The organism is Bacteroides sp. GM023 (genome assembly GCF_014750685.1).
In the GTDB taxonomy this organism is placed as follows: Bacteria; Bacteroidota; Bacteroidia; order Bacteroidales; family Bacteroidaceae; genus Bacteroides.
Genome location: NZ_JAAXGE010000002.1, coordinates 1,043,333 through 1,068,925, shown reverse-complemented (window position 1 = coordinate 1,068,925; position 25,593 = coordinate 1,043,333). Strand labels below are relative to the sequence as shown.

Annotated in this window: 22 protein-coding genes; 3 read left to right on the top strand and 19 right to left on the bottom strand. The window is 44.8% G+C overall.

Translation table 11 applies throughout. The features are described from left to right. Window positions 1–3: 3 nt before the first annotated feature. From trxA to HC965_RS06490, 3 genes are all read right to left on the bottom strand, one after another. Entirely contained in the window at window positions 4–486 is a 483-nt protein-coding gene (gene trxA / locus HC965_RS06500; protein WP_191030690.1) for a thioredoxin, read from the bottom strand. A gap of 87 nt (window positions 487–573) precedes the next feature. Beyond that, complete coding sequence (locus tag HC965_RS06495; protein ID WP_191030748.1) at window positions 574–789, bottom strand: DUF6132 family protein; 216 nt, start codon at window positions 787–789, stop codon at window positions 574–576. A gap of 281 nt (window positions 790–1,070) precedes the next feature. Then, on the bottom strand, window positions 1,071–3,917 hold the full coding sequence (locus tag HC965_RS06490) for a two-component regulator propeller domain-containing protein (protein WP_191030689.1): 2,847 nt from the start codon (window positions 3,915–3,917) through the stop codon (window positions 1,071–1,073). Window positions 3,918–4,206: 289 nt separating this feature from the next. On the opposite strand from HC965_RS06490, the gene HC965_RS06485 reads away from it, so the two are divergent. After that, the gene (locus tag HC965_RS06485; RefSeq protein ID WP_191030688.1) at window positions 4,207–6,396 is read left to right on the top strand and encodes an alpha-galactosidase; all 2,190 of its coding nucleotides are present in this window, start codon (window positions 4,207–4,209) and stop codon (window positions 6,394–6,396) included. Between the two features lie 81 nt (window positions 6,397–6,477). Here the strand turns inward: HC965_RS06485 and HC965_RS06480 are convergent, their stop codons facing one another. The 9 genes from HC965_RS06480 to rimP all read right to left on the bottom strand — a co-directional run bounded on the left by HC965_RS06480 (window position 6,478) and on the right by rimP (window position 17,548). Beyond that, window positions 6,478–6,801: a heavy metal-binding domain-containing protein gene (locus HC965_RS06480; RefSeq protein WP_191030687.1), complete on the bottom strand. Its 324-nt coding sequence runs from the start codon at window positions 6,799–6,801 to the stop codon at window positions 6,478–6,480. Between the two features lie 264 nt (window positions 6,802–7,065). Further along, the gene (locus HC965_RS06475) at window positions 7,066–8,277 is read right to left on the bottom strand and encodes a cysteine desulfurase (RefSeq protein WP_191030686.1); all 1,212 of its coding nucleotides are present in this window, start codon (window positions 8,275–8,277) and stop codon (window positions 7,066–7,068) included. Window positions 8,278–8,295: 18 nt separating this feature from the next. Beyond that, window positions 8,296–9,639 (bottom strand): Fe-S cluster assembly protein SufD, encoded by a 1,344-nt coding sequence (gene sufD / locus HC965_RS06470; protein WP_191030747.1) that lies wholly within the window; start codon window positions 9,637–9,639, stop codon window positions 8,296–8,298. Window positions 9,640–9,641: 2 nt separating this feature from the next. Then, complete coding sequence (sufC, locus tag HC965_RS06465; protein ID WP_191030685.1) at window positions 9,642–10,394, bottom strand: Fe-S cluster assembly ATPase SufC; 753 nt, start codon at window positions 10,392–10,394, stop codon at window positions 9,642–9,644. A 15-nt stretch (window positions 10,395–10,409) separates the two neighbouring features. Continuing rightward, window positions 10,410–11,915: a Fe-S cluster assembly protein SufB gene (gene sufB, locus HC965_RS06460; RefSeq protein ID WP_191030684.1), complete on the bottom strand. Its 1,506-nt coding sequence runs from the start codon at window positions 11,913–11,915 to the stop codon at window positions 10,410–10,412. Then, window positions 11,893–12,423 (bottom strand): CvpA family protein, encoded by a 531-nt coding sequence (locus HC965_RS06455; RefSeq protein WP_191030683.1) that lies wholly within the window; start codon window positions 12,421–12,423, stop codon window positions 11,893–11,895. The genes sufB and HC965_RS06455 overlap by 23 nt, the downstream gene beginning before the upstream one ends. Window positions 12,424–12,535: 112 nt before the next feature. Beyond that, window positions 12,536–15,724, bottom strand: a complete 3,189-nt coding sequence (gene infB, locus HC965_RS06450) for a translation initiation factor IF-2 (protein ID WP_191030682.1) — start codon at window positions 15,722–15,724, stop codon at window positions 12,536–12,538. 55 nt (window positions 15,725–15,779) lie between these two features. Further along, entirely contained in the window at window positions 15,780–17,078 is a 1,299-nt protein-coding gene (gene nusA / locus HC965_RS06445; protein WP_191030681.1) for a transcription termination factor NusA, read from the bottom strand. A 2-nt stretch (window positions 17,079–17,080) separates the two neighbouring features. After that, window positions 17,081–17,548 carry a ribosome assembly cofactor RimP gene (rimP, locus tag HC965_RS06440; protein WP_167961297.1) on the bottom strand — a complete coding sequence of 156 codons (468 nt, stop codon included), beginning with the start codon at window positions 17,546–17,548 and terminating at the stop codon, window positions 17,081–17,083. A gap of 172 nt (window positions 17,549–17,720) precedes the next feature. On the opposite strand from rimP, the gene HC965_RS06435 reads away from it, so the two are divergent. Continuing rightward, window positions 17,721–18,116: a hypothetical protein gene (locus HC965_RS06435; RefSeq protein ID WP_191030680.1), complete on the top strand. Its 396-nt coding sequence runs from the start codon at window positions 17,721–17,723 to the stop codon at window positions 18,114–18,116. Between the two features lie 65 nt (window positions 18,117–18,181). On the opposite strand, the gene HC965_RS06430 is transcribed toward HC965_RS06435, so the two are convergent. Continuing rightward, on the bottom strand, window positions 18,182–18,880 hold the full coding sequence (locus tag HC965_RS06430; RefSeq protein WP_191030679.1) for a SprT family zinc-dependent metalloprotease: 699 nt from the start codon (window positions 18,878–18,880) through the stop codon (window positions 18,182–18,184). 127 nt (window positions 18,881–19,007) lie between these two features. Here HC965_RS06430 and HC965_RS06425 point away from each other — a divergent pair, with 127 nt between their 5' ends. Next, window positions 19,008–19,790, top strand: a complete 783-nt coding sequence (locus tag HC965_RS06425; RefSeq protein WP_191030678.1) for a head GIN domain-containing protein — start codon at window positions 19,008–19,010, stop codon at window positions 19,788–19,790. Between the two features lie 98 nt (window positions 19,791–19,888). On the opposite strand, the gene HC965_RS06420 is transcribed toward HC965_RS06425, so the two are convergent. From HC965_RS06420 to HC965_RS06395, 6 genes are all read right to left on the bottom strand, one after another. Continuing rightward, a complete protein-coding gene (locus tag HC965_RS06420; protein WP_191030677.1) occupies window positions 19,889–20,392 on the bottom strand; it encodes a hypothetical protein in 504 nt (167 codons plus the stop codon). A 297-nt stretch (window positions 20,393–20,689) separates the two neighbouring features. Beyond that, window positions 20,690–21,169, bottom strand: coding sequence for a hypothetical protein (locus tag HC965_RS06415; protein ID WP_191030676.1), 480 nt, complete (start codon window positions 21,167–21,169; stop codon window positions 20,690–20,692). Continuing rightward, a complete protein-coding gene (locus tag HC965_RS06410) occupies window positions 21,159–21,668 on the bottom strand; it encodes an RNA polymerase sigma factor (protein ID WP_044654420.1) in 510 nt (169 codons plus the stop codon). The genes HC965_RS06415 and HC965_RS06410 overlap by 11 nt, the downstream gene beginning before the upstream one ends. A gap of 61 nt (window positions 21,669–21,729) precedes the next feature. After that, window positions 21,730–22,503 carry an acetylglutamate kinase gene (argB, locus tag HC965_RS06405; protein WP_191030675.1) on the bottom strand — a complete coding sequence of 258 codons (774 nt, stop codon included), beginning with the start codon at window positions 22,501–22,503 and terminating at the stop codon, window positions 21,730–21,732. Between the two features lie 56 nt (window positions 22,504–22,559). Next, entirely contained in the window at window positions 22,560–24,452 is a 1,893-nt protein-coding gene (gene speA, locus HC965_RS06400) for a biosynthetic arginine decarboxylase (protein ID WP_191030674.1), read from the bottom strand. 70 nt (window positions 24,453–24,522) lie between these two features. Next, the gene (locus HC965_RS06395; protein ID WP_191030673.1) at window positions 24,523–25,593 is read right to left on the bottom strand and encodes a hypothetical protein; all 1,071 of its coding nucleotides are present in this window, start codon (window positions 25,591–25,593) and stop codon (window positions 24,523–24,525) included.

Here is a 25,593-nt window from a genome sequence, read left to right as displayed (position 1 = left end):
ATATCACTTTAAAAGGACTTTATCAATATAATCCTTTAACTGTTCCTTGGACATGGCGCCTACGCTCATTTGCGGCTCCCCTTTCATGGGTACAAACCAAATTGTAGGAAGACTTTGGATACCGAAAGCACCCGCGAGGTCTTGTTCGCTGTCAACATCTACTTTGTAGATATAAATTTTGCCGGCATACTCCTTAGACAATTCATCAAGTGCCGGAGCCATCTTTTTACAGGGAGCGCACCAATCAGCATAGAAATCAATAATCGCAGGTTTATCACCCAAGTACTTAAATTCCTTAGCGCTCGTTTCGTAATCAACTACCTTTTTCAGAAATTCCGCACGGGTCAGATGAATAGGGGCAGATTGCTCTTTCCCGGTTGAATCCGTATCCGGTGCGGGTGTTTGTTTACTTCCGTGTGCTCCCGAACAGGAAGCAAAGAGCAACAATCCCATCAATAGAAAGGAAGCAAGAATAGATTTTTTCATTGTTCTCATTTTTTAGGTTATTAATGCGTTATCTTCAGCGCGATTAACACCGGACATGGAGAAGTTGTTCACCATCCGCACGGCTTGTCAATCCACTTTCTTGGCAGTATTGCCCGGCTTGAATAGATTCAGGAGCAATCCACCCATCACAGCACCCCAAAGGGAACTGTTTACCGGCGAAGAGGTGATAGGACATGTACCTGTTGTACAACCTACGTATCTCCAATACAAATATCCTCCGATGGCTCCTATGAGTATTCCCGCCAATGTGAGCCAGTTCTTTTTAATAAATTCTTTAATCATCTTCATTCTAATGGTTTTAGTTACCTGTTTCTTATTAAACGTTCCTTCGTTCAAATGTCATGCAATGGATAACATTTTTTATAATATAAGGCAGTTTCGTTTCCCCGTAGAGAAACGCCAGTTTCCATACTGGGGAACGCGCGTGTCCTCGTATGGAAACGACAGTATCCAAGGCGAGAAACTGGAGTTTCCTTACATGGAAATTGCAGGAAACTCTAAGCGATTAATTTACAGGCGTATAGGTAGATTCATTTATTCCTTATTAGTTATCTTCAAACCTTCTATCTGTTCTTTTGAGCAAACTCCGTAGGAGTCACTCCAAACTGCTTTTGGAATACTTTGGCAAAGTAAGAAGGTGACTGGAAGCCTACCCTTTCACAGATTTCATTGATACGCAGTTCTCCTTCCTGAAGTAGTTCCGCCGCATGCTTCAATCGGATGACGCGGATAAAGTCGAGCGAGGAAAGGTCGGTCAATGCCTTAATCTTGCGGTGCAGGCTGGAACGGGACATGTTCATGGCGGTTGCCAATGCTTCTACATTATAGTTGGCATCGGAAAGGTTCTCACGCACTTTGGCTATCAGTTGGGACATTAGCTGTTCATCCGAACGGGACATTGCATCACCTTGCGGAGTACAGGCACCATAGGTAATCTGATTGATGAACATTTCATGTGTACGGTGGGATTCGCGTTCGCGTGCCAGTTCGGAGAGCAGTTGCTGTTCGCGAATCTTTTGCACTTCCCTGCGGCGATATGTGCGGAGAGCAAGTACAAAGCTACCGGACAGGAGAACTATATAAATAAGGTAAGCCCATACGGTACGCCACCAAGGGGGAAGAATATGTATCGGCAGAGTGGTTTCCTGCGGATTCCAGACAGCATCGTTGTTACTGCCACGCACACGGAAGAGATAGTCGCCCGGCGGGAGTTGGGCATACGAGGCTGTATGTGTATCGGATGTATAATTCCAGTCTTTGTCGATGCCTTCCATTTTGTAAGCGTAGCGGTTTGCACCCGGGGAGGTATAGCTCAGGGCAACAAAGTCAAAGCTGACGTTGGAACGGTAAGGCAGGCGTACGTCGTCTGACGTGAAAGGAGTCTCGCTACCTTGTACGCGCATGCCGGTGATATATACCGGAGGGACAAATGTATTCCGGCGGATTGTTTGTGGGTTGAAAGAGACAAGCCCGTTGATGGTTCCCATCCAAATAGTGCCGTCACTGGCTGCCAGGGCGGATTTATAGTTAAATTGATTATCAGGCAATCCGTCGTTTCGGGTAAAGACGTGCAGGCTGTCCGTTTCGGGATACAGGCAAACCAGTCCGTGGTCTGTGCCAAACCAAATGCGGTGCTGCTTGTCTTCTACGGCTTTGTAGGTAACATTGTCAGGCAGGCCGTCCGCTTTGGTGTATGTGCGGAAGTGCCCGGTTTCGGGATTGAAACGCATCAGTCCGCCACGGTCTGTAGAAAACCAGAGGAAGCCTTTGCTATCTTCCGAAATCCCTGTCGCTTCATTGGTGCTGATGGAAGTGCTGTCGCCCGGTATGTGTTTGTAACTAATAACATCACCCGTTTGTGAATTATATCTGAAGATTCCGCTACCCATAGTCGCTACCCATATATTTCCGGTTTTATCTTCGAGAATATCGCGCATATAGGCGTAGCCGAACTGCTCCATTTTCTGAAAGGTTCTCCCTTTATCCGCAGAGCGGAAGATATTCCAGCCGTCACCCAGCCAAATCACTCCCTGACGGTCACGGTAAAGGGCAAACACGGAACCTTCGCTGATACCGAGCCGGTCGGGATAACAGATTTGCACTTGTCCCTGAAAAGTATTTTTGGCAGAAGCGGAAGATGCAAGGTTTGGAATAATCCAGTCGACTCCGCCTTTGAAATAGCCTGCACCAATCAAGTCTTCCGAGACAAAGAGACTTAACACATTCTGACGGTCGGGAGATTCGGGGATTTTTGTAAAGGCTCGCATTTCCGGGTTCCAATAACAGACGCCGCCATCCTGGGTTGTAACCCATATCTTACCGTCTTTTCCTTCTGCCATCTCACTGATTCGCCGTCCGCAGACAGTGCCGGGAGCACCCGGAAGGTGAACAGAGAAATCGAGTGTACGGACAGGTAAGTAGCTGGCTCCGCCGAATTGCGTACAAATCCACATTCCGCCTTCATGGTCACGGTAGATTTTGTCGACAATGGCATCGCCAAGTCCATAGGTTTCTCCGGCATTCGCGGGAATATGCTGCACGTTGTTCCGTTTTTCGTTGATGATATAGACACCGTTTTGAGTTCCTATCCAAAGCTCGTCTCCGTAGCAGACAGCATAGCGGATTATTTTACGATATACTTCCGGTGCGGGAAACAGGCTGACTTCACCCGTCTTTTTATTAAACCGTTTCAATGATTCTTCGTGCACCCCGACAATCAGTTCATCGCCATAGTCGCACAGAGTAAAAATGAAATCTCCTTTGAGTGCTTCCGTGGCATAAGGTACGAAGTTATCCTGACCTGGATTATAACGGTAGATACCTGCTCCGTATGTACCCACCCATACTGTGCCGTCTTTATCTATGCAGATAGACTGGGGAAAGTTCCTGCTTTTATCTTTACTCGGACAAGGGATGTAACGGAACAGTTTCCCTGTTTCCACGTGATAACGGAAGACTCCCTGATTAGGGGCGTTCACCCAAATATTTCCCGAATGGTCTGCCAGTATATCTTCAATCCAGTGATTCTTGATTTGTTCCCCTTTCTCTGTACGGGCATCGAAGAAAGAAAATTTGCCCGTAGCAAGGTTTTGAATATAGACGCCGTCGTCCGTTCCGACCCATAACTGCCGTTGATTATCCTCAAAAAGGGCTGAAACGACCTGGTTTCCCTGCTTCAAAGTCTCATCGTAACAATGGTAGAGTTTCATGGAGACACCGTCGTAACGATTGAGTCCATTGCGTGTACCCAGCCAAATAAAACCGTAGCTGTCTTGAATGATGGATTTGACATGGCTGTTCGAAAGACCGGCCGCACCGTCTACTCGAATGAAATTATAGTGTCCCGCCACGGCAATGACCGGAAGGAAGAAACAGACAGAGAAGAGAAAAAGCAACAGTTTACTTTTCATACACGGATATTAGATAGCGACAAATATAGGTCTTTTTGCGCAAAATGCACAGGAGGGATGAAACATTTATTGCAACGGATGCTACAAATGTCGCACCAAAACGGCTTCACAGGCATTTGAAACATTTCTTGCACATCTTGACATAATCGTGTATAGCGACTTACTCTTCTGCCACCTATCTTTATCCCCGCAAACCGGATAGTCGTTTATACATGACAAATTATCATTATCTTTGTGACATACTTATACCCGCAAACTAACTAATACCGAATAATTATTATTAAAAACCATGAAGAAACTATTTGCATTGCTACTGGCATTGTTCACGCTTACGCAAGTGAACGCACAAGAACAGAATGTAATCCGCATCGCAACGGACAACACGGATTTAATCCTTCAAGTGGCTCCGAACGGACGCCTTTATCAGGCTTATCTCGGCGATAAGTTACTGAACGAACGTGACATCGACAATTTCTCCCCTTATGTGAAAGGCGGTACCGACGGAAGCGTATCTACCCGTGGCTGGGAAGTATATCCGGGCTCCGGCGCAGAGGATTACTTTGAACCTGCCGTAGCTATTACGCACAGTGATGGCAATCCGAGCACCATCCTCCGTTATGTATCTTCCGAACAGAAAGCAGTCGCAGGCGGAACGGAAACAATCATCCGTCTGAAAGACGACCAATATCCGGTAGAAGTGACTTTGCATTATATCGCTTATCCGAAAGAGAACGTTATCAAAACATGGAGTGAAATAAAGCATAATGAAAAGAAGCCGGTCACTTTATGGCGTTATGCTTCCACCATGCTCTATTTCTCCGCAAATGAATATTATCTGACTGAGTTCAGCAGTGACTGGGCGAAAGAGGCACAGATGAGCACACAGCCGCTACGATTCGGTAAGAAAGTAATCGACACCAAGCTCGGAAGCCGTGCCGCCATGCACACGCATCCGTTCTTCGAACTCGGTATCGAGCAACCGGCACAGGAAACACAGGGACGTGTGATGCTGGGTACTATCGGATGGACAGGAAATTTCCAGTTTACTTTTGAAGTGGACAATGTAGGCAATCTCCGTGTAATCCCGGCTATCAATCCTTATGCCTCTGATTATGAATTGAAAGCGAACGAAGTATTTACGACTCCCGAATTTATGTTCACTTTCAGCAATAACGGCACAGGCGAAGCCAGCCGCAATCTCCATGCCTGGGCACGCAACCACCAATTGAAAGACGGACAGGGTGACCGTCTCACTCTGTTGAACAACTGGGAAAATACCTACTTCAAGTTCAACGAAGAATTACTCTCCGAACTAATGAAGGAAGCCAAACATCTCGGCGTGGATATGTTCTTGCTGGACGATGGCTGGTTTGGAAACAAGCACCCGCGCAACAGTGATAATGCCGGACTGGGTGACTGGGAAGTGATGAAATCCAAACTCCCCGGCGGTATTCCCGCGCTCGTAAAATCTGCCAAGGAAGCCGGAGTGAAATTCGGCATCTGGATTGAACCGGAAATGGTGAATCCGAAAAGTGAACTGTTCGAGAAACACCCTGACTGGGCTATCACGCTGCCCAACCGTGAAACTTATTACTATCGTAATCAGTTGGTGCTCGACCTCAGTAATCCGAAAGTACAGGATTTTGTTTTCGGTGTAGTGGATAATATCCTGACTGAGAATCCTGAAGTAGCTTTCTTCAAATGGGATTGTAACTCTCCGATTACGAATATTTATTCTCCTTATCTGAAGAACAAGCAGGGACAGCTTTATATCGACCACGTACGTGGCATTTACAATGTGCTGAAACGTGTAAAGGAGAAATATCCCAATACGCCGATGATGCTTTGCTCCGGTGGTGGCGCACGTTGTGACTATGAAGCGTTAAAATACTATACGGAATTTTGGTGCAGCGATAATACCGACCCGATAGAACGTCTGTTTATCCAATGGGGATTTTCACAAATCTTCCCGGCAAAAGCGATGTGCGCACACGTGACGAGCTGGAATAAAAAGACAAGTGTAAAGTTCCGTACGGACGTAGCGAGTATGTGCAAATTAGGCTTCGACCTCGGGCTGAAAGAACTGAACGCAGACGAACTGACTTATTGCCAAGACGCAGTTGCCAACTGGACACGTCTGAAAAAAGTAATTTTAGACGGTGACCAATACAGACTGGTTTCTCCTTATGACGGCAACCATATGTCTGTGATGTATGCGGCACCGGACAAGAATAAGGCCGTTCTTTATACATACGATATTCATCCGCGCTATGGAGAGAAGCTGCTTCCTGTAAAATTACAGGGATTGGATGCCAGGAAAATGTATAAGGTGAAAGAAATCAATTTGATGCCGAATAGGAAATCGAACCTGGATGCCAACGAAAAAACATATTCAGGAGATTATCTGATGAAAGTGGGAATCCATGCGTTCACCACAAACCAGGCTTTCAGCCGTGTGATTGAATTGACTGCGGAATAAACTGATAGGCAAAAACAGAAAAGGGGATTCACCGTTTACCGGCGTTTCCCCTTTCTTTTTTACACACACAATAATAATCAATTAATCCTCAATCTTTACGGCTGTGCCGTTAGCAGTCACCATCAGCATACTGCCACTACCTCCTACTGTCTCGTAGTCCAAATCAACACCTATCACGGCATTAGCTCCCAGTTGGGCTGCCTGTGCCTGCATTTCTTTCAAAGCTGTATCTTTCGCCATACGCAGCACTTCTTCGTATGCGCCGGAGCGTCCGCCTACAATGTCGCGGATGCTTGCAAACAGGTCACGGAATACATTGGCACCTATAATTGTCTCGCCGGAAACTATTCCGTAATACTTCACTATTCTTTTCCCTTCAATGATGGGAGTTGTTGTTACTAACATAGTTTTTTCTCTTTTTAATTGATTCGCTATCTATTAGACGAGGAACACCCTTAAAAAGTTGCAGCTATACCGTAACTTTTTACGATATAGCTGCCATTAATGTTAAAGAGAGAGAATTTATAATATAAGCATGGTCTCACGACCCTCCAAATATTCCTTTTACATATTAGACGCTTGAAACTTCAAATCACTGCACTTGAAGGCATCTTTTTTTAGTTAAAGAATAAAAAAATCGCCATTCCCGTAGGAACAGCGATTCATATTTTAAAACATACGGCTGACGCGTTCGATTCCTGCCACCAGCGCATCAATTTCCGCTTTCGTATTATACATGGCGAACGATGCCCTGACAGTTCCTTCGATACCCAGTCGCTGCATCAAGGGTTGCGCGCAATGGTGTCCGGTACGGACGGCAATCCCTAAACGGTCCAGCAAAGTGCCCAAGTCGAAGTGGTGAATATTACCTACCAGGAAGGAGATTACTGCCCCCCGGTCAGCGGCTTCACCGAATATACGCATATCAGGTATTTCTTTCAGGCGTTGCAGGGCGTAGGTTGTTAGTTCATGTTCGTGTTTCGCAATCTTTTCCATGCCGATGCCGTTCACATAGTCGAGGGCTTTCGCCAAGCCTGTGGTTCCGATGTAATCGGGCGTACCGGCTTCAAACTTGAAAGGAAGTTCGTTGAACGTTGTTTTCTCGAAGGAGACGTGTTGAATCATTTCTCCCCCGCCCTGATAAGGCGGCATACGGTCCAGCCATTCTTCTTTTCCATAAAGTACGCCGACTCCTGTCGGGCCATATACCTTATGAGCGGAGAATACCAGGAAATCGGCATCCAAATCCTGTACGTCCACCTTCATGTGAGGGATAGACTGGGCGGCATCTACCAGGAAAGGTACGCCATGCGCATGAGCGGTAGCAATCATCTCTTTCACCGGATTCACAGTGCCCAGGACATTGGAAACCTGAACTACGCTGACAATCTTCGTACGTTCGGAGAAAAGCTTTTCGTATTCATCCAGTAATAGTTCGCCTTTGTCGTTCATGGGGATTACTTTGATGGCAATGCCTTTGCGGGCTGCCAACAATTGCCAGGGAACGATATTGCTGTGATGTTCCATCACTGAGAGAATAACTTCGTCACCCTCTTGCATAAACTCATCACCAAAACTGGAGACAAGAAGATTGATGCTTTCCGTTGTACCACGGGTAAAGACTACTTCGCTCGTGCTACGGGCATTGATAAACTGACGCACCGTCTCACGGGAGGCTTCATGCAGTTCCGTAGCTTGTTGCGAGAGGTAATGCACGCCGCGGTGCACGTTCGCATTCACGGAATAATACTCGTCCACCAACGAATCAACTACCAAACGGGGTTTTTGAGTCGTTGCACCGTTGTCGAAGTAAACCAAAGGTTTACCGTAGACCGTACGGCTTAATATCGGAAAATCCTCACGTATCTTTTGAATATCCATTTTCTTAGTGATTAATCATCATTTACAGATTGCACAACCCTGGCACCTGTTCAATTCGCCACGGAAACGTTTTTCGACCAACAGATGCAGACGGTCTTTCAATGCCTCCAAACGAATCGTATCAATGACTTCATTGACAAACGCAAACATCAGCAACAAACGGGCTTCTTTCTCTTCAATTCCGCGTGAGCGCATATAGAATAATGCATTCTCGTCCAGTTGTCCGACAGTTGCCCCATGCGAACATTTCACATCGTCTGCATAGATTTCCAACTGGGGTTGTGTATACATGCGGGCGTCGCGTGTAGCACAAAGATTCCGGTTGGTCTGTTGCGAGTTGGTATGCTGTGCGTCGGGACGTACCAATACCAGTCCGGCAAATGCGCCTACCGACTGGTCGTCGAGAACATATTTGAATAATTCGTTGCTGGTACAGTTCGGCACTGCGTGGTCGATGCTTGTATTATTATCTATGTGCTGGTTCTTGTCGGCAATTGCCATACCGCAAAGGTTTATTTCAGCGCCTTCGCCTGCCAGCAGCACTTCGGTTGTATTGCGGGTAGTACCGTTATGCAAAGTCATGCCATTCAGCAGGACATTACTGTTCGCTTCCTGTTTTACGTACAGGTTGCTGATACGGACTGTGCTGGTATGTGTTTCTTCCAGTTCGTACATATCGAATACGGCATTCTCTCCGGCAAAGACTTCAATAACCTGCGTTGCAAGGAAGTTCACGTTATCCATGGCATGGTCACAAATCAGCAAGCGGGCTTGTGCGCCATCTTCCAAGATAATCAGCACGCGGCGGTTTACCATAAAGTTGACATCTGCACGCAGGATGTTTACCAACTGGATAGGCTTTTCCACAATTACATTTTTCGGCACATAGAAGATGACGCCGTCTTGTGCAAAAGTGGTATTGAAAGCCGTCACGCCATCTTTGGAAGTATCCGCCAGTTTGCCGTAATACTTCTTCACCAGTTCAGGGTGTTGTCCGGCTACGTCTTTCAGACTACCGAAGATAACGCCTTCCGGCAAATGACTTTTGGGAAGTGCTTTGTTATAAAATGCATCGTTGACTACGAAATACAAAGCGGTGCTCATATTCGGCACGTCACACTTAAACACTTCATACGGGTTGACCGGGATAGCGAGACGATTCAGGTTCAGGCCGAAGTCCGGTTCAAAGTATTTGCTTACATCCGTATATTTGTACTTCTCCATCTTACGGGTCGGGAATCCGATTCGCTCAAAATCGGCAAAAGCAGCGGCACGGGGTGCATTCAGCACTTCGGCACTATGCTTGCAAATCATGGCTTCCGTCTGTGAGAAGAGTTCTATGTATTGTTGTTCAGCATTCATCATTATTCTCCTACTTCTTTCTTAATCCAGTCATATCCTTTTTCTTCCAGTTCCAGAGCAAGTTCCGGTCCGGCAGTTTTTACGATACGGCCTTTATAAAGTACATGTACCACATCCGGTTTGATATAATCGAGCAGACGTTGATAGTGAGTGATGACAATCGTGCTTGTGTCGGGAGTTTTCAGTTTGTTCACTCCTTCGGCTACAATACGGAGCGCGTCGATGTCCAGGCCGGAGTCTGTTTCGTCGAGAATACTCAAACGCGGTTCGAGCATTGCCATCTGGAAGATTTCGTTACGTTTCTTTTCGCCACCGGAGAAACCTTCGTTCACCGAACGGTTAGCCAGTTTATTGTCCAGTTCAACGACTGCACGTTTCTCACGCATCAACTTCAGGAACTCACTGGCTGTCAGTGCGGGCAGACCTTTATATTTGCGTTGCTCGTTCACGGCAGCGCGCATAAAGTTCACCATACTTACGCCGGGAATTTCCACCGGATACTGGAAACTAAGGAAGATACCTTCGTGGCTACGGTCTTCGGGACTCAACTCCAACAGATTCTTTCCATCAAAAGTGACCGAGCCTTTCGTTACCTCAAAAGCAGGATTACCTACCAGGACGGAAGAAAGTGTACTCTTACCGGAACCGTTCGGTCCCATGATTGCATGTATTTCGCCCGGCTTCACCGTAAGGTTGATGCCTTTCAATATCTCTTTGCCATTAATGCTGGCATGCAGGTCTTTTATTTCTAACATAATCACTTTTATTTTTTATCCTACACTTCCTTCCAACGAAATAGTAAGCAACTTCTGTGCTTCTACCGCAAATTCCATCGGAAGCTTATTCAAAACTTCTTTCGCATATCCGTTCACAATCAGTCCGATAGCATCTTCTGTCGGGATACCGCGTTGATTGCAATAGAATATCTGGTCTTCATTAATCTTGCTTGTCGTAGCTTCATGCTCTACCACTCCTGTCTCATTGCGAATATCCATATACGGGAAGGTATGCGCACCGCACTTATCTCCCAGCAACAGAGAGTCACACTGGCTATAATTACGCGCATTATCCGCTTTCTCCGCTACACGTACCAATCCGCGATAAGAGTTCTCGCTATGTCCGGCAGAGATACCTTTACTCACAATCGTGCTACGGGTATTCTTGCCCAGGTGAATCATCTTCGTACCGGTATCCGCCTGCTGATAATTATTTGTCACAGCCACGGAATAAAACTCGGCAGTCGAATTATCGCCTGTCAGAATACAGGAAGGATATTTCCAGGTAATTGCCGAACCGGTTTCCACCTGTGTCCAGGAGAGTTTACTATCCACTCCTTTGCAGTTACCGCGTTTTGTCACAAAGTTATATACACCGCCCTTACCTTCGGCATCTCCCGGATACCAGTTCTGAACAGTGCTGTATTTTACTTCGGCACGGTCGTGTACGATGATTTCCACAATAGCGGCGTGCAACTGATTTTCATCACGCATCGGAGCCGTACATCCTTCGAGATAAGAAACATAGGCGTCATCATCCGCTATAATCAATGTACGTTCAAACTGTCCCGTGTTACGGGCATTGATACGGAAATAAGTGGAAAGTTCCATCGGGCAGCGTACCCCTTTCGGAATATAGACGAATGAACCGTCCGAGAACACAGCCGAGTTCAACGCAGCAAAGAAGTTGTCACGGTAACCTACTACCGAACCCATATATTTCTTTACCAAGTCCGGGTGCTCCCGTACCGCTTCACTGAATGAGCAGAAAATAATTCCCTTCTCCATCAACGTCTCCTTGAAGGTAGTCTTTACGGAAACGGAGTCCATAACGGCATCCACCGCCATTCCGCTAAGCGCCATCTGTTCTTCCAGAGGGATTCCCAGCTTATTGAATGTCTTTATCAGTTCAGGGTCTACTTCTTCCATACTTTTCGGACCTTCTTTCTTCTTGGTCGGGTCGGCATAATAGGAAATAGCCTGATAGTCTATTTCAGGAATACGGAGATGTGCCCAGGTAGGCATCTCCAGCGTCAGCCAATGGCGGTACGCTTTCAGCCGGAAATCCAGCATCCACTCCGGCTCGTCCTTTTTCGATGAAATCAAACGAATCACGTCCTCATTGAGTCCACGCTCAATGATGTCTGTATGCACCTCTGTAGTGAAGCCATACTTATATTTCTCTTCCGCAAACTTCCTGACAAACTCATTATCGGTCTTCTTCCCTTCGAGTTCATCTTTCTGATTGGGGTTCTTCTTATTGGGTTCTTCTTGTTGCATCTTTATTCTCTAATATATATTGTTGCGTCATATTCTTTGCAGCAGGAAAAAATATCCCCGCAAACGTTTCCATCGGATAATATAACAAGGATTCCTCCTTTTTTGTTGCACTAATTAACTTATTATCGCCATCTATGAACTGTATCGCACCAATCACCACACTTGTTAACAACAGGAACTTCAATGCTCCCAGCCCGCTTCCTAACCAGCGGTTCAGCCAATTCAAGGAAACGGCTTTCATAGCTTTTGTCAACAATGAAGCAATCAGTACAAAAATCAGCGGGACGGCTATCCAAATCATGATAAAAGCCAATACCTGCGCAACTGTCATTGAATCGGTCACTGTCGGACAGAGCTTTTCTGCCAAAGAAGCGTACAAAGCCTTCGCCGCCATCAGGCCGATTATCAATCCCAAGATAGAAGCCAACTGACGAATGAAGCCTTTTATAAAACCTACAATCGCCCCTGCGCCCACTATAATAAGGATTATTATATCAATCGTTGCCATATTCCTTTACTATATTATACAATTCAGGCACGGATTTCACAGATTACACGGATTTATTAATGAACCGTGAAATCCGCGTAATCCGTGCCTGATATGGATTCAGTACTGCTTATTACAGTGTCTGTTTCACTTCAATTTCTTCGAACGCCTCGATCATATCGCCCACCTTCATGTCGTTGCAGTTCACTAAGCTGATACCGCACTCGAAGTTTGTACCTACTTCCTTTACATCGTCCTTGAAACGTTTCAAAGCATTGATGTTTCCGGTAAAGATAACGATACCATCGCGAATCAAACGAGCCTTGTCGCTGCGTTTCACCTTGCCGCTCTTCACCATTGCACCGGCTACAAGACCCACCTTCGTGATGTTGAACACTTCGCGGATTTCGATAGTCGCAGTAATCTGCTCCTTCACTTCCGGAGCCAACATACCTTCCATAGCAGCCTTCACCTCTTCGATTGCATCGTAGATGACAGAGTACTTACGGATGTCGACACCTTCCTGATCCGCCATCTTACCGGCAGCGCCCGAAGGACGTACCTGGAATCCGACGATAATTGCATCCGAAGCGGCAGCCAGAGAAACGTCTGACTCGGAAATTGCTCCCACACCCTTATGGATGACATTTACCTGAATCTGTTCCGTAGACAGCTTAATCAACGAGTCGCTCAATGCCTCAACAGAACCGTCCACGTCACCCTTAACGATGATGTTCAATTCCTGGAAGTTACCCAAAGCAATACGACGACCCAGTTCATCCAATGTAAGGATTTTCTGCGTACGCAAGCCTTGTTCACGAGCCAACTGTTCACGTTTGTTGGTGATTTCACGAGCTTCTTGATCGCTTTCGACTACATGGAAAGTGTCACCTGCGGCAGGAGCGCCATTCAATCCCAGAATCAATGCCGGTTCAGAAGGTCCTGATTTCGTGATGCGTTGGTTACGTTCGTTGAACATAGCCTTCACACGTCCGTAGCTTGTTCCTGCCAATACAACGTCCCCTACTTTCAGAGTACCGTTAGATACCAGCACAGTCGCTACATATCCACGTCCCTTATCCAGTGAAGACTCGATGATAGAGCCAGAAGCATTACGGTCCGGATTTGCCTTCAAGTCGAGCATTTCGGCTTCCAGCAATACTTTTTCCAGCAATTCTTCCACACCCAACCCTTTCTTGGCAGAGATATCTTGTGACTGATATTTACCACCCCATTCTTCAACAAGGTAGTTCATAGCGGCCAGTTCTTCTTTAATCTTATCCGGATTTGCAGTCGGCTTATCCACCTTATTGATTGCAAAGACAATAGGTACTCCTGCTGCCATCGCATGGTTGATTGCTTCCTTCGTCTGCGGCATCACGTTGTCATCGGCAGCCACAATAATAATGGCAATATCCGTTACTTTCGCACCACGGGCACGCATAGCGGTAAACGCCTCATGACCCGGAGTATCCAAGAACGTAATGCGACGTCCGTCTTCCAACTTTACGTTGTATGCACCAATATGCTGTGTGATACCACCGGCCTCACCGGCTATAACATTCGCCTTACGCACATAGTCGAGCAAAGATGTCTTACCGTGGTCAACGTGTCCCATCACTGTAACAATCGGAGCACGCGGTTTCAAATCTTCCGGTGCATCTTCTTCTTCAACGATGGCCTGTGCCACTTCCGCACTTACATATTCAGTCTTGAATCCGAACTCTTCGGCAACCAGATTGATAGTTTCCGCATCCAGACGTTGGTTGATAGAAACCATGATACCGATGCTCATACAAGTAGCGATAACCTGATTGACAGAAACGTCCATCATCGTTGCCAGCTCATTAGCCGTTACGAATTCGGTGAGCTTCAATACCTTACTGTCTGCCATTTCCTGATCTTCCAGTTCCTGCATACGGTTGGAAGCCATTTCACGTTTTTCCTTACGGTATTTTGAAGTTTTGTTCTTGCCTTTGGTTGTCAGACGTGCAAGAGTTTCTTTTACCTGCTTTGCTACATCTTCCTCGCTCACTTCCTGCTTGATAACAGGCTTTTTGAAGCGGTCTCTATTGTTATTGTTATTTCTCCGGTTGTTATTGTTGCCTTGGTTGTTGCCACCACCAGCGTTACCACTGTTGTTACCACCATGTCCACCGGCACCACCTTTACCTTGTACATTCGGTCTCGGAGCAGCAAAGTTGGAAGTTGCCACGTTGTTCACGTCCACCTTCTCCTTGTTGATACGATTCCGTTTCTTCTTGTTAACGTCAGCGTTATCTTTCGCTCCCACTTTCGGTTGCTTGGGATCATCCTTACGAATCTCTTTGATGATAGCTTCCTTCATCAACTTCTTCTGATCCTGACGGATTTTATCTTTCTCTTCGCGTTCACGACGTTTCTCTTCCTTCGATTTTTTCTTGGGACGAGTAGACTGGTTCAACGCAGCCAAGTCAATCTGGCCGATAACATTGATCTTCGCACCCAATTCCGGTTGACGGATTTTGAATACTTCATCGTCTTTAGAAGCCACTTTTTCTGCCGATGCTTCCGGTGCGACTTCTGCCGATGCTGCTTTTACAGGTCTTTCCACTCTGTTATTTTCTTCCGCCTTCACAGGTGCAGCTTTCACCTTCGGCTCTTCTTTAATCACTTCTTCCACTACTTTTTCAACTTCTGCCGGTTTCTTTTCTACTGTAGGTTCCGGTTGTTTCACAGGTTCCGGTCTTACAGGCTCCGGTTGTTTCACTGCCTCAGGCTGTTTCACAGGTTCAGCTTGTTTCACCGGTTCGGCTTGTTTTACTGTTTCAGCTTGTTTCACCACTGGTTCGGACTGAACAGGTGCTACCACCTCTTCCACCTTCACTTCGGGTTCTTTCTTCACTTCAGGTTTAACAACAGGTCGCTCCACAACAGTTTCTTTTTTCTGTTCCGGTTCCTTTTCTACCTTTTCTGTTTTACGACCGTTCAATTTATCCAAGTCTATTTTCCCGACAGGTTTAAACTTCGGACGTGCATCCTCAGGTACGACTGTCTTGATCACATCTTCCGACTTCGGCTTCTCAGGCTGTTTTTCGAAGCCCTCAATCGATACCGATGCCTTATTACGTTCCTTATTCTGACGTTCCTGAATGAAACGCTCCGATTCAAGTCTAAGGTTCTTATCTGTACTAAACTCCTTCACGAGGATAGCGTACTGCTCCTCGCTAATTTTAGTATTAGGATTAGCCTCAACGGTATGCCCTTTCTTTTGCAGGAACTCAACAACCGTTGTGATTCCTACATTCAAATCTCTTGTAACTTTGTTTAACCTTATCGTCATATTTTAAATTTAATGAATAAATGGAGCGAAGAAAATCTCAATTGTAATTACCTAATTACTCTTGTTCCTTTTCCGGTTCTTGTTCTTGTTCCGGCTCTTCTTCTTCAAACTCCGATTTCAAAATGTGTATTACCTCGTCCACTGTCTCTTCTTCCAGGTCCGTCTTTTCAATCAACAACTCGCGTGGAGCATTCAACACAGCCTTCGCCGTATCAATACCGATAGCCTTGATTGCATCAATCACCCATCCGTCGATTTCGTCTCTAAACTCATCGAGATAGATATCCTCATCAGCTACATTCTCATCCAACTCACGGAACACGTCGATAGTGTACTCAGTTAACATACTGGCCAGCTTGATATTCAAACCGCCTTTACCGATAGCCAGCGATACTTCTTCCGGTTTGAGGAACACCTCTGCTTTTTTCTCTTCCTCATTCAGACGGATAGAAGAAATTTTTGCCGGGCTCAAAGCGCGCTGTATAAACAATGAAATATTCGATGTATAATTGATTACGTCGATATTCTCATTGCGAAGCTCACGAACGATGCCATGAATACGACTACCCTTTACACCTACGCAGGCTCCTACGGGGTCGATTCTGTCATCATAAGATTCTACCGCAATCTTGGCGCGTTCGCCGGGGATGCGGGCAATCCTCTTGATGGTAATCAAGCCATCATTGATTTCGGGTACTTCCATCTCAAACAGACGTTGCAGGAAAACGGGAGAAGTACGTGACAAGATAATCTTGGGATTATTGTTCTTGTTATCCACGCGGGCAACTACTGCACGGGCCGTTTCACCTTTACGATAGAAATCGCTCGGGATTTGTTCGGTCTTAGGCAACAGCAGTTCGTTTCCTTCATCGTCAAGAAGCAACATTTCCTTTTTCCAGATTTGATATACTTCCGCATTGATGATTGTACCTACCTTATCTATATATTTATTATAAATACTGTCTTTTTCAAGTTCCAGAATCTTGGAAGCCAGTGTCTGGCGGAGATTCAGGATAGCACGACGACCGAATTTCGCAAAGATAACTTCGTCAGTCACCTCTTCGCCTTCTTCGTAGGAAGCATCAATCTTCTGTGCTTCGCTCAACGAAATCTGCATATTCGGGTTAGTTAAATCTTCATCGGCCACAACTTCACGGTTACGCCATATCTCGAAGTCACCCTTGTCCGGGTTCACGATTACGTCGTAATTCTCATCGGTGCCAAACATTTTCGCGATTACGCTACGGAACGACTCTTCGAGTACGCTAACCATCGTCGTTCTATCGATATTCTTCAGTTCCTTAAATTCCGAAAATGTATCAATCAAGCTGATTGTTTCTTCTTTTTTGGCCATAACTATTTAAAGCTAATTAAGTATTTAGTATATTTTATTTGCTCATAAGTGAAGGTTTCGTCCTCTTCTACCAGCTTCGGGCGCTTGGAACCTTCCATTTTAACTTTCTTCTGTACGGATACTGTAAACTTCTCTTCATCAGCATCTTTCAGGACACCTGCCAGTTTCTGTCCGCCTCTTGTCATCACTTCCACCTCTTGTCCGATGTGAATGTAATACTGTTGCAGCACTTTAAAGGGCTGTCCGATGCCGGCCGAGCCCACTTCCAGTTCATAATCTTCCTCTTCACGGTTCAGTTTCGACTCTATGTAGCGGCTAAGCTCCACACAATCCTCAATCCAAACACCTTCTGCATGGTCAATTTCGACCACAATCTTGTCATCCGGGCTCACGGTCACCTCTACTAAAAAGTAGTCTTTTCCTTCCAGCCACTCTTCTACAATCTGACAAACAGTTTTCTTTTCTATCATTTATTCACTATATAAGAACAAAAAAAGGAGCTTAATTGCCCCTCCACCTTTCATCCGTTTCCGGTTGCAAAGATATAAATAATCTGTTCGACTACAAAACATTAAAGAAAAAAAGTATGAATTAACAGTCTTATCTTCGTATCTTTACACCGCAATTAAAAAAACAGGCACTATGGCACATCGTCTCAACACCAATAAACAGTTCATGCTAGGCAACGGACTCCTTGCTTTCGCAGTTATCTTTGTAGTAGTTATTTTTATCTACATGAGTATGCGTTTGCAACGGGATAAACAGGAAGAACGACATTTTATCGAAACTTATACGATTAGTCTGGTAAAAGGATTTGCCGGAGATTCTATTTCATTGTTTGTTAATGACAGCCTCATTTCCAATAAAATCATGCCTGAAGAGCCCTATACTGTAGAAATCGGTCGTTTTGCTGAGCAGAGCGCTTTATTGATTGTAGATAATAATACAGAATTAGTGTCGACATTCGACCTTAGCGAAAGGGGTGGAACTTATCAATTCGAAAAAGAAGCGGACGGGATTAAGCAATTGGCCAAATAGAAAATGGATATTCAAATAGAAAACAGATGTTTCTAATACGCATTGCTACTTTAACAAAGTCCAGCCTATATTTCAGTACGATATTTTCTCAATTCCCCCCGCAAAGCCAATGCCTTGCCTTCTGTAAATTGATTCAAGAGCGCCCAAAAACGTTCACTATGATTCATTTCACGAGTGTGACATAGTTCGTGCAAAAGCACATAGTCTATCAAATGTGAAGGTAACAGGACTAAATAATAGGATAGATTTATATCTTTTCGTCCCGAACAACTTCCCCACCGACCTTGGCTGGAGTTTATTTTCACGCTTGCGTAAGGTAGCCCACACTGCTTGGACAAACGTTCCAAACGTGGCGGAAGAATACTTTTCGCATTCCGCCGCATTGATTCTTCAATGACTTTATGCAGCCAGTTTTGTAGTTTATCATCAGAGAAATCGGCATGAGGCGGACAAATAATCTCCATACATCCCAATCGGGAATTAGCGAAAAACTGTTCTTTCTCACCGGACAGCAGTGACAACTTGAAATGTTCCGCATCAATCTTATAATTCAGGTCAATCAAAGGACGAGCTATTTTCTGCCGGGAAGTCATAAGTTTGCTGCGCAGATTTTCGATTGCCCGCTTCACTTCTTTCATTGTAGTGCCCGGTGGTACCGAGACGTAGACAGCATCACTTTTTGTTCGGAACACGAGACTTTTTGCACGTGGATTAACACGTACTATCAAACACCCTAATTCATCATCTTCAATAATCTTATCCATTATAATCCTCCTGACAATCATTGCAAAAGTAATAAAAAAGAAGATTCTAACGAAAAAACTTATATAAGATGCAACTTTCCTGAAAGTTCCCCCGTCTAAAGAATATCAATCATAGAAAAACATTATTATGAAAACAAGTTTATTGGTCTTATTAGCTACGGGATTCTTTCTAATATTTACTGCCGGCTCTTGCTTGCAGGGAAAACACGTCACAGGTAGCAAAAACTACATCACCAAAGAAGTAAAAGCAGAAAACTTCAATGAAATCAAGTTATTGGGCAGTATGAACGTCACTTATTACCAAGATAGTCGTAGCCACATCAAGATTTATGGTTCTGATAATATCGTACCGCTTGTGGAAACTTCCGTTGACGGTAGCACATTAGTCTTGAAATTCAAAAAGAACGTAAATGTATGGAAAGGCAAATTAGAGATAAAAGTATTTTCACCGGATTTGAATAAACTGACCATTAACGGTTCAGGAGACGTAAACTTAGCCAATGGAATACAAACATCCAAAGATATTGGTATCCAAATCAACGGCTCGGGAAATATTCAAGGGACAAGATTCAAGTGTCAGAAAATGGCTATTTCAATCAATGGCTCAGGAGATGTAAGATTGCAACAAATAGAAAGCCAGGAATGTCATGCCAGGATTGCCGGTTCGGGAGACATCAGTCTCAACGGCAAAACCAGTCAGGCGAAATATTCCATTGCCGGTTCAGGAGATATTCGGGCTTCAGACCTTCAAGCCAAGAACGTAGAAGCCGGTACAAGCGGTTCTGGGAATATCAGTTGCTATGCAAGTAACAAGTTAACTGCCCGCGTTAGTGGAAGTGGTGATATTGCCTATAAAGGAAATCCTCAGGAAGTTGATGCTCCACGGAAGAAAGTAAGACAGATAAAATAGAAAGGAATATTCAACAGATATCCCCAAAGTATAGAATATAAAGAGTAAAGCTAGCATTAGTTAGCTTTACTCTTTATATTTTCCCTTATTCTCTCCTATTAATCAATATTTAAATCTTTAATTCCGAACCTTTCTTCTTGAGGTGTTGACTCATAGGGTTGCCAAGCAGATATATGTGTACAGATTCGATTAGGTTCTCTTAAATCAATCAGCCAAAAGAAATAACCTTTATCATAATAAATTCCGGCATCATGGGTCATTATCATACTCACTCCATAAAAGCCCCGTTTAACCGGATGTCTGATTATCTTAACATCTTCGACGATTGCTTTCGACTCCTGATTCCTTCCAAAAATTCTTTTTAGATTTTGCAAATAATCTTTGGAACTTTCCGTTTTACCACTGGGCAGAATTCTAAAACAGTTTTCGAAATTATCTTTGAAATAAGACATATCCTTATCCGCAAACGATTTACAATACTTATCAATATGATTAAGTATCGCAGAGCGATTTTCAAGTTCCGCTACACTCTTATCCGAATTCTGCTGTGCACTAATTGGGTATATCACAAACAGAAATAAAGCACAAACCACTATTCTCATATTTTCATTATTATTATGACACCACAAAAATAGTATTTTATCTGACTGTTAAGTAGATAATGTATTATATTTCACTTTTATACCCCTACATATGGAGAAAAGATTATTAAAATACACATTCCTCTATTCATTACTACATAAAAGCATAAAAGGGCTACTGCATCGCGCGGTAGCCCATTTATTTAGTTAGTTTTAATCTAAAAATTTGAGAGAATTGAAAACTTCACAGTTTCGCCTTCGTTGTTGTTTTAATTAAGCACACTAACTATATTATATGTTTAAAGCAAATGAAAATGTCTATTCGTTCATAACCTGCACCTTTGGGTTAATCTTCGCCAGGCTGTCAGCCAGGACCTGATCCGCTTTCACATCGTTTGAGATAGCGACTGATGGTGCTGTTACTTGTTTACCAATGGTATCTGTTGCCAATACACTTCCGTCATCGCCGGAGAAAGAATGTTGTGCTACATTCCCCAACGAAAGGATGATTGCAATTACGGCAGCGGCCTTGAACAGAGGAACGAAACGGCCGGTCAGTGTCAAGCGTTTTGCTTTTACGACCACAGGCTCCACCTCTGCCAGAATACGAGCGTCAAAGTCTTCGCCCAGTCCTACTTCCTGCTGAACCTGCTGATAAACAAACAAGTTCTTATAGCGAAGCAAATGAGCCGGTACGTCTTCTTTTGAGAAGAAGTCGCGCAATGTAGCTTCTTCCTCGATGGAAGTTTCGCATTGCCAGTATCGCTCCAGGAGCTGTTCTATATCCTTATAATCCATATTCGTCAATTTCTAAATACCTTTGTTTTACCTTTTGCCTGGCTCTGAAGAGGTTTACTTTGACCTGTTCCTCTGTCAGATTCAGCAGGGCTGCAATTTTTTTATAGCTTTCACCTTCAATGTCCCTCAGTTGCATGATAAGCCGCTGTTTTTCGGGAAGTTCGTTGACCAGCCTATTGATGATGTTCATTCTTTCATCATGAACCATCTGGTCGTACGGACTGTTTGCATCAGGTTCTTCCTCCATTTCGGGGGTGAGTTCCACGTTTTGAGCTTCTTTCTTCTGACTCCGGTCTATCGCCAAGTTCTTTGCCACTATCAGGCAATAGGCTTCAACCGATTCAAATTGCGACCACTCATCACGCTTGTTCCACACTCTTATCATGGTGTCCTGAACGACATCCTCGGCTTCAGCCCTATCCAGGGTAATTCGGAGTGCCAATCGAAAGAGTTTATCCTTCAGTGGCAAAATATCGTTTCGGAAGCTGATTTCTTGCATCTCTATAATAATGACGGGCTAGGATATGAAAAGTTACAGTTGCCCACTACTTTTTTTTGAATTATTTTTTTATTCTTGTTCCACCGTTGTCGTTAATCGCTGACGCTAAGGTAATTATCACTTCAGACACTCCCGCATTTATTGCTTCAAAAGAGTTCTCCAACTTTGGAATCATGCCACCTTGAATAACGCCATCGACTACGTATTGTTCGAATTCGGTACGGGTAATCTGCGGAATCACACTATCGTCATCGTTCTCATCGCGCAGCACTCCCTTCTTCTCGAAGCAATATACCAACGTCACATCAAACAAGGCCGATAAAGCTTTTGCCGTCTCTCCGGCAATGGTATCCGCATTGGTGTTCAGCATATTTCCTTCTCCGTCATGTGTCAACGGTGCCATCACCGGAACTACACCCTTATGTATCAAGTCCGACAGCAAAGTAGCATCCACCTTTTCCACATCACCGACAAAGCCGTAATCCACTTCTTTCACAGGACGTTTCACCGAACGAATCACATTCATATCCGCTCCGGTCAGCCCCAGCGCGTTGACTCCACGTGCTTGTAGTCCGGCCACAATACTCTTATTCACCAGGCCGCCATACACCATTGTCACCACTTTCAAAGTCTCCGCATCAGTGATACGACGCCCATTTACCATTTTACTTTCAATACCCAGTTGTGCGGCAATCTTTGTAGCCGAACGACCGCCGCCGTGAACCAGCACTTTATGTCCGTCGATAGCGGCAAAGTCATTTAACAACTGACGAAGGGTGGCGTCCTCTTCTACGATTTTGCCACCCACCTTAATTACTGTTAGTTTTTCTCTCATTTCTTGATTTCTAATAAGTTCACCGAATGGAGAATCCGGCTCCGGCACCTTGCCGGTTATTCTAAGTAAGTATATCCGTAAAGTCCCGAACGGTAGTTGGAAAGGAACTCTTTTCCCTCTTCCAGGGAAATCTTACCCTCTTTCACTGATTTCGTCACCCAAGTTTCGAGTGTACGCACCAGTTTCTTCGGATTGTACTGTACATAGTCCAGCACTTCCGCTACCGTTTCTCCATCAATAATCTGTTCTATATTATATCCTTTCTCATTCACGGAAACATGCACGGCATTCGTATCACCGAACAAATTATGCATATCACCCAAAATTTCCTGATAAGCCCCCACCAGGAAAACAGCCAAGTAATAAGGTTCTGTTTTCTTCAAGCTATGCACAGGCAGATAATGAGCCACGTTGCGCGTAGAGATAAAGTTGGCAATCTTACCGTCCGAGTCACAGGTAATATCCTGCAAAGTAGCCGAACGCTCCGGTTTTTCATCCAACCGCTGAATAGGCATAATCGGGAAAATCTGGTCAATCGCCCAAGAGTCAGGAAGTGACTGGAACAACGAGAAGTTACAGAAATACTTATCCGCCAGCAACTTGGACAATCCACGAAATTCATCAGGCGCATGCTTCAAACCACCGGCAATCTGATTAATCTCACGTGTAATAGACCAATACAGACGTTCAATCTGAGCCCGTGTTTTCAAGTCCACGATTCCATGACTAAACAAATCCAGCGCTTCTTCCCTAATCTGTTGGGCATCATGCCATGCTTCCAACATCTTATTCTGATTCAACGAATCCCAAATGCCATATAATTCCTGCACCAGTTCGTGCGCATCCGGAGCGATTATCTCTTCATCGTCCCATTCCGGCAAAGTAGCCGTTTCGAGCACTTCAAAGATAAGCACTGAATGATGCGCTGTCAATGCACGTCCACTTTCAGTAATGATATTCGGATGCGGGATGTCATTTTTATCGCTCACGTCCACTAACGTAGAAATAGAGTCGTTCACATATTCCTGAATGGAATAGTTCACACTTCCTTCACTGCTCGACGAACGGGTTCCGTCATAATCAACACCCAAACCGCCGCCAATATCGACAAACTCCACTTTAAATCCCATCGAATGAAGCTGCACATAGAACTGTGACGCTTCACGCAAAGCAGTCTTGATACGACGAATCTTCGTCACCTGACTACCGATATGGAAATGAATCAGTTTCAGGCAATCCTTCATTCCTTTGCTATCGAGAAAATCGAGCGCTTCGAGAAGTTCGCTGGACGTCAGACCGAATTTACTGGCATCACCTCCCGATTCTTCCCACTTGCCACTACCGGAAGAAGCCAGCTTGATGCGGATACCGATATTCGGCTGCACATTCAATTGCTTCGCCATCTTGGCAATCAGCTTCAATTCATTCATTTTCTCCACGACGAGGAAGATACGCTTGCCCATCTTCTGTGCAAGCAAAGCCAGTTCGATATAACTTTCGTCTTTATAACCGTTGCAGACAATCAACGAGTCGGAATCCGTATTGACAGCAATCACCGCATGAAGTTCCGGTTTGGAGCCGGCTTCCAGTCCGAGATTGAATTTCTTTCCGTGGCTGATAATCTCTTCCACCACGGGGCGCATCTGGTTGACCTTAATCGGATAAATAATAAAATTCTCAGCCTTATAACCATATTCTTCCGCCGCCTGTTTGAAACAAGACGACATCTTTTCGATACGGTTGTCCAGAATATCCGGAAAACGCAACAGCATGGGAGATGCCACATCCCGCAGTTGTAACTCATCGACCAACTCTTTCAAATCGACAGTCACTCCGTCTCTACGCGGTGTAACAACAACATGGCCTTCGCCATTAATACCAAAGTACGAGGTACCCCAACCTGTGATGTTGTAGAGTTCCTCCGAATCTTCAATACGCCATTTTCTCATTTTTCTGTGATTCAGTGTTTTTAGTAAATAATTGGACGGCAAAAATACAGATTAATCTACATGTTGCCAATTAATTGGACATTATTTCTTTCAATCGGTCTGTATATCCGCTATTTCCATTCCGGTCATCATACCGCTGTGCCAGTTCTGCAGCCTGCTGATAGAAATAATCACGCAGCTCAGAGACAGCGTAAACCCCATCCGCACGATAAAGAGGAAATTCTTCCGGCAAAGACAACCGAACTTCCTGACGGTCTGCATGTTTCATTGTCTCTACCATATCACAGGAGAAACGATATTTCTTCAGCAAGTTGGTGCGCAAGCTCCAGTCTATGCAACGTTCAACATATTCCCAGCCTCTTTCCGGCTTCGTCATCATATTGTAGGCAACAAACAGCCCCATATATGACAATAAATATTCATCTTTCTCTCTTCCCGCCAATCCTTCTTCGGCACGGGCACACATATCGGCAGCAATCTCCGGCTTACCGGCTTTCAGTGCATAATAAGATAGTTTCAGAAAAGCACGCAGATTCGCTTCGTAGCAACTCACCTGCTTGGTAATCAACGGCTGTGCCCGGCTGTAAGCCTCATCAAACTGCCCTGTTTCCAAATAATAATCCAGCATGAAGTTCAATTCGCAAGCCTCGCATGACTGGTCGTCAATCTTCTCCGCCAGCATCTTGTCAATATACTCTTTCGCCATCTCATACTGCCGCATCCAGACACATTCTACCGACCAACGATGATAATAACTCCGCAGGGAATATCCATTTCTCAGAATACGCGTCTTATAGTCCTCTCCAACCGCTTTCACCTGCTCCATCGGAATATCAGGAAGGTCGAAAGTACAAGCCCATATCCACTTGTATTTCCACAACAAATCATCTTCCTTAATAATATCCTTGTGATTTTCATAATCATCCAGGATTTTGGAAAACACTGTTATCTCTTCAGCATCCGCCGAAAGAAGATTCAGTTCATAAATAAGGTCGAGACGCATCTCCGTAGCCCATTCCACATCCTCATTATCATCCGCAATGCGAATCGCTTCTTTCAGCAAGTTTGCTTTCTCACGGGGGCGCAAGCTCTCATTTTGAGTCTGCAACAGCAGTTTTTGTATCTCAAGTGTGTATCTCAT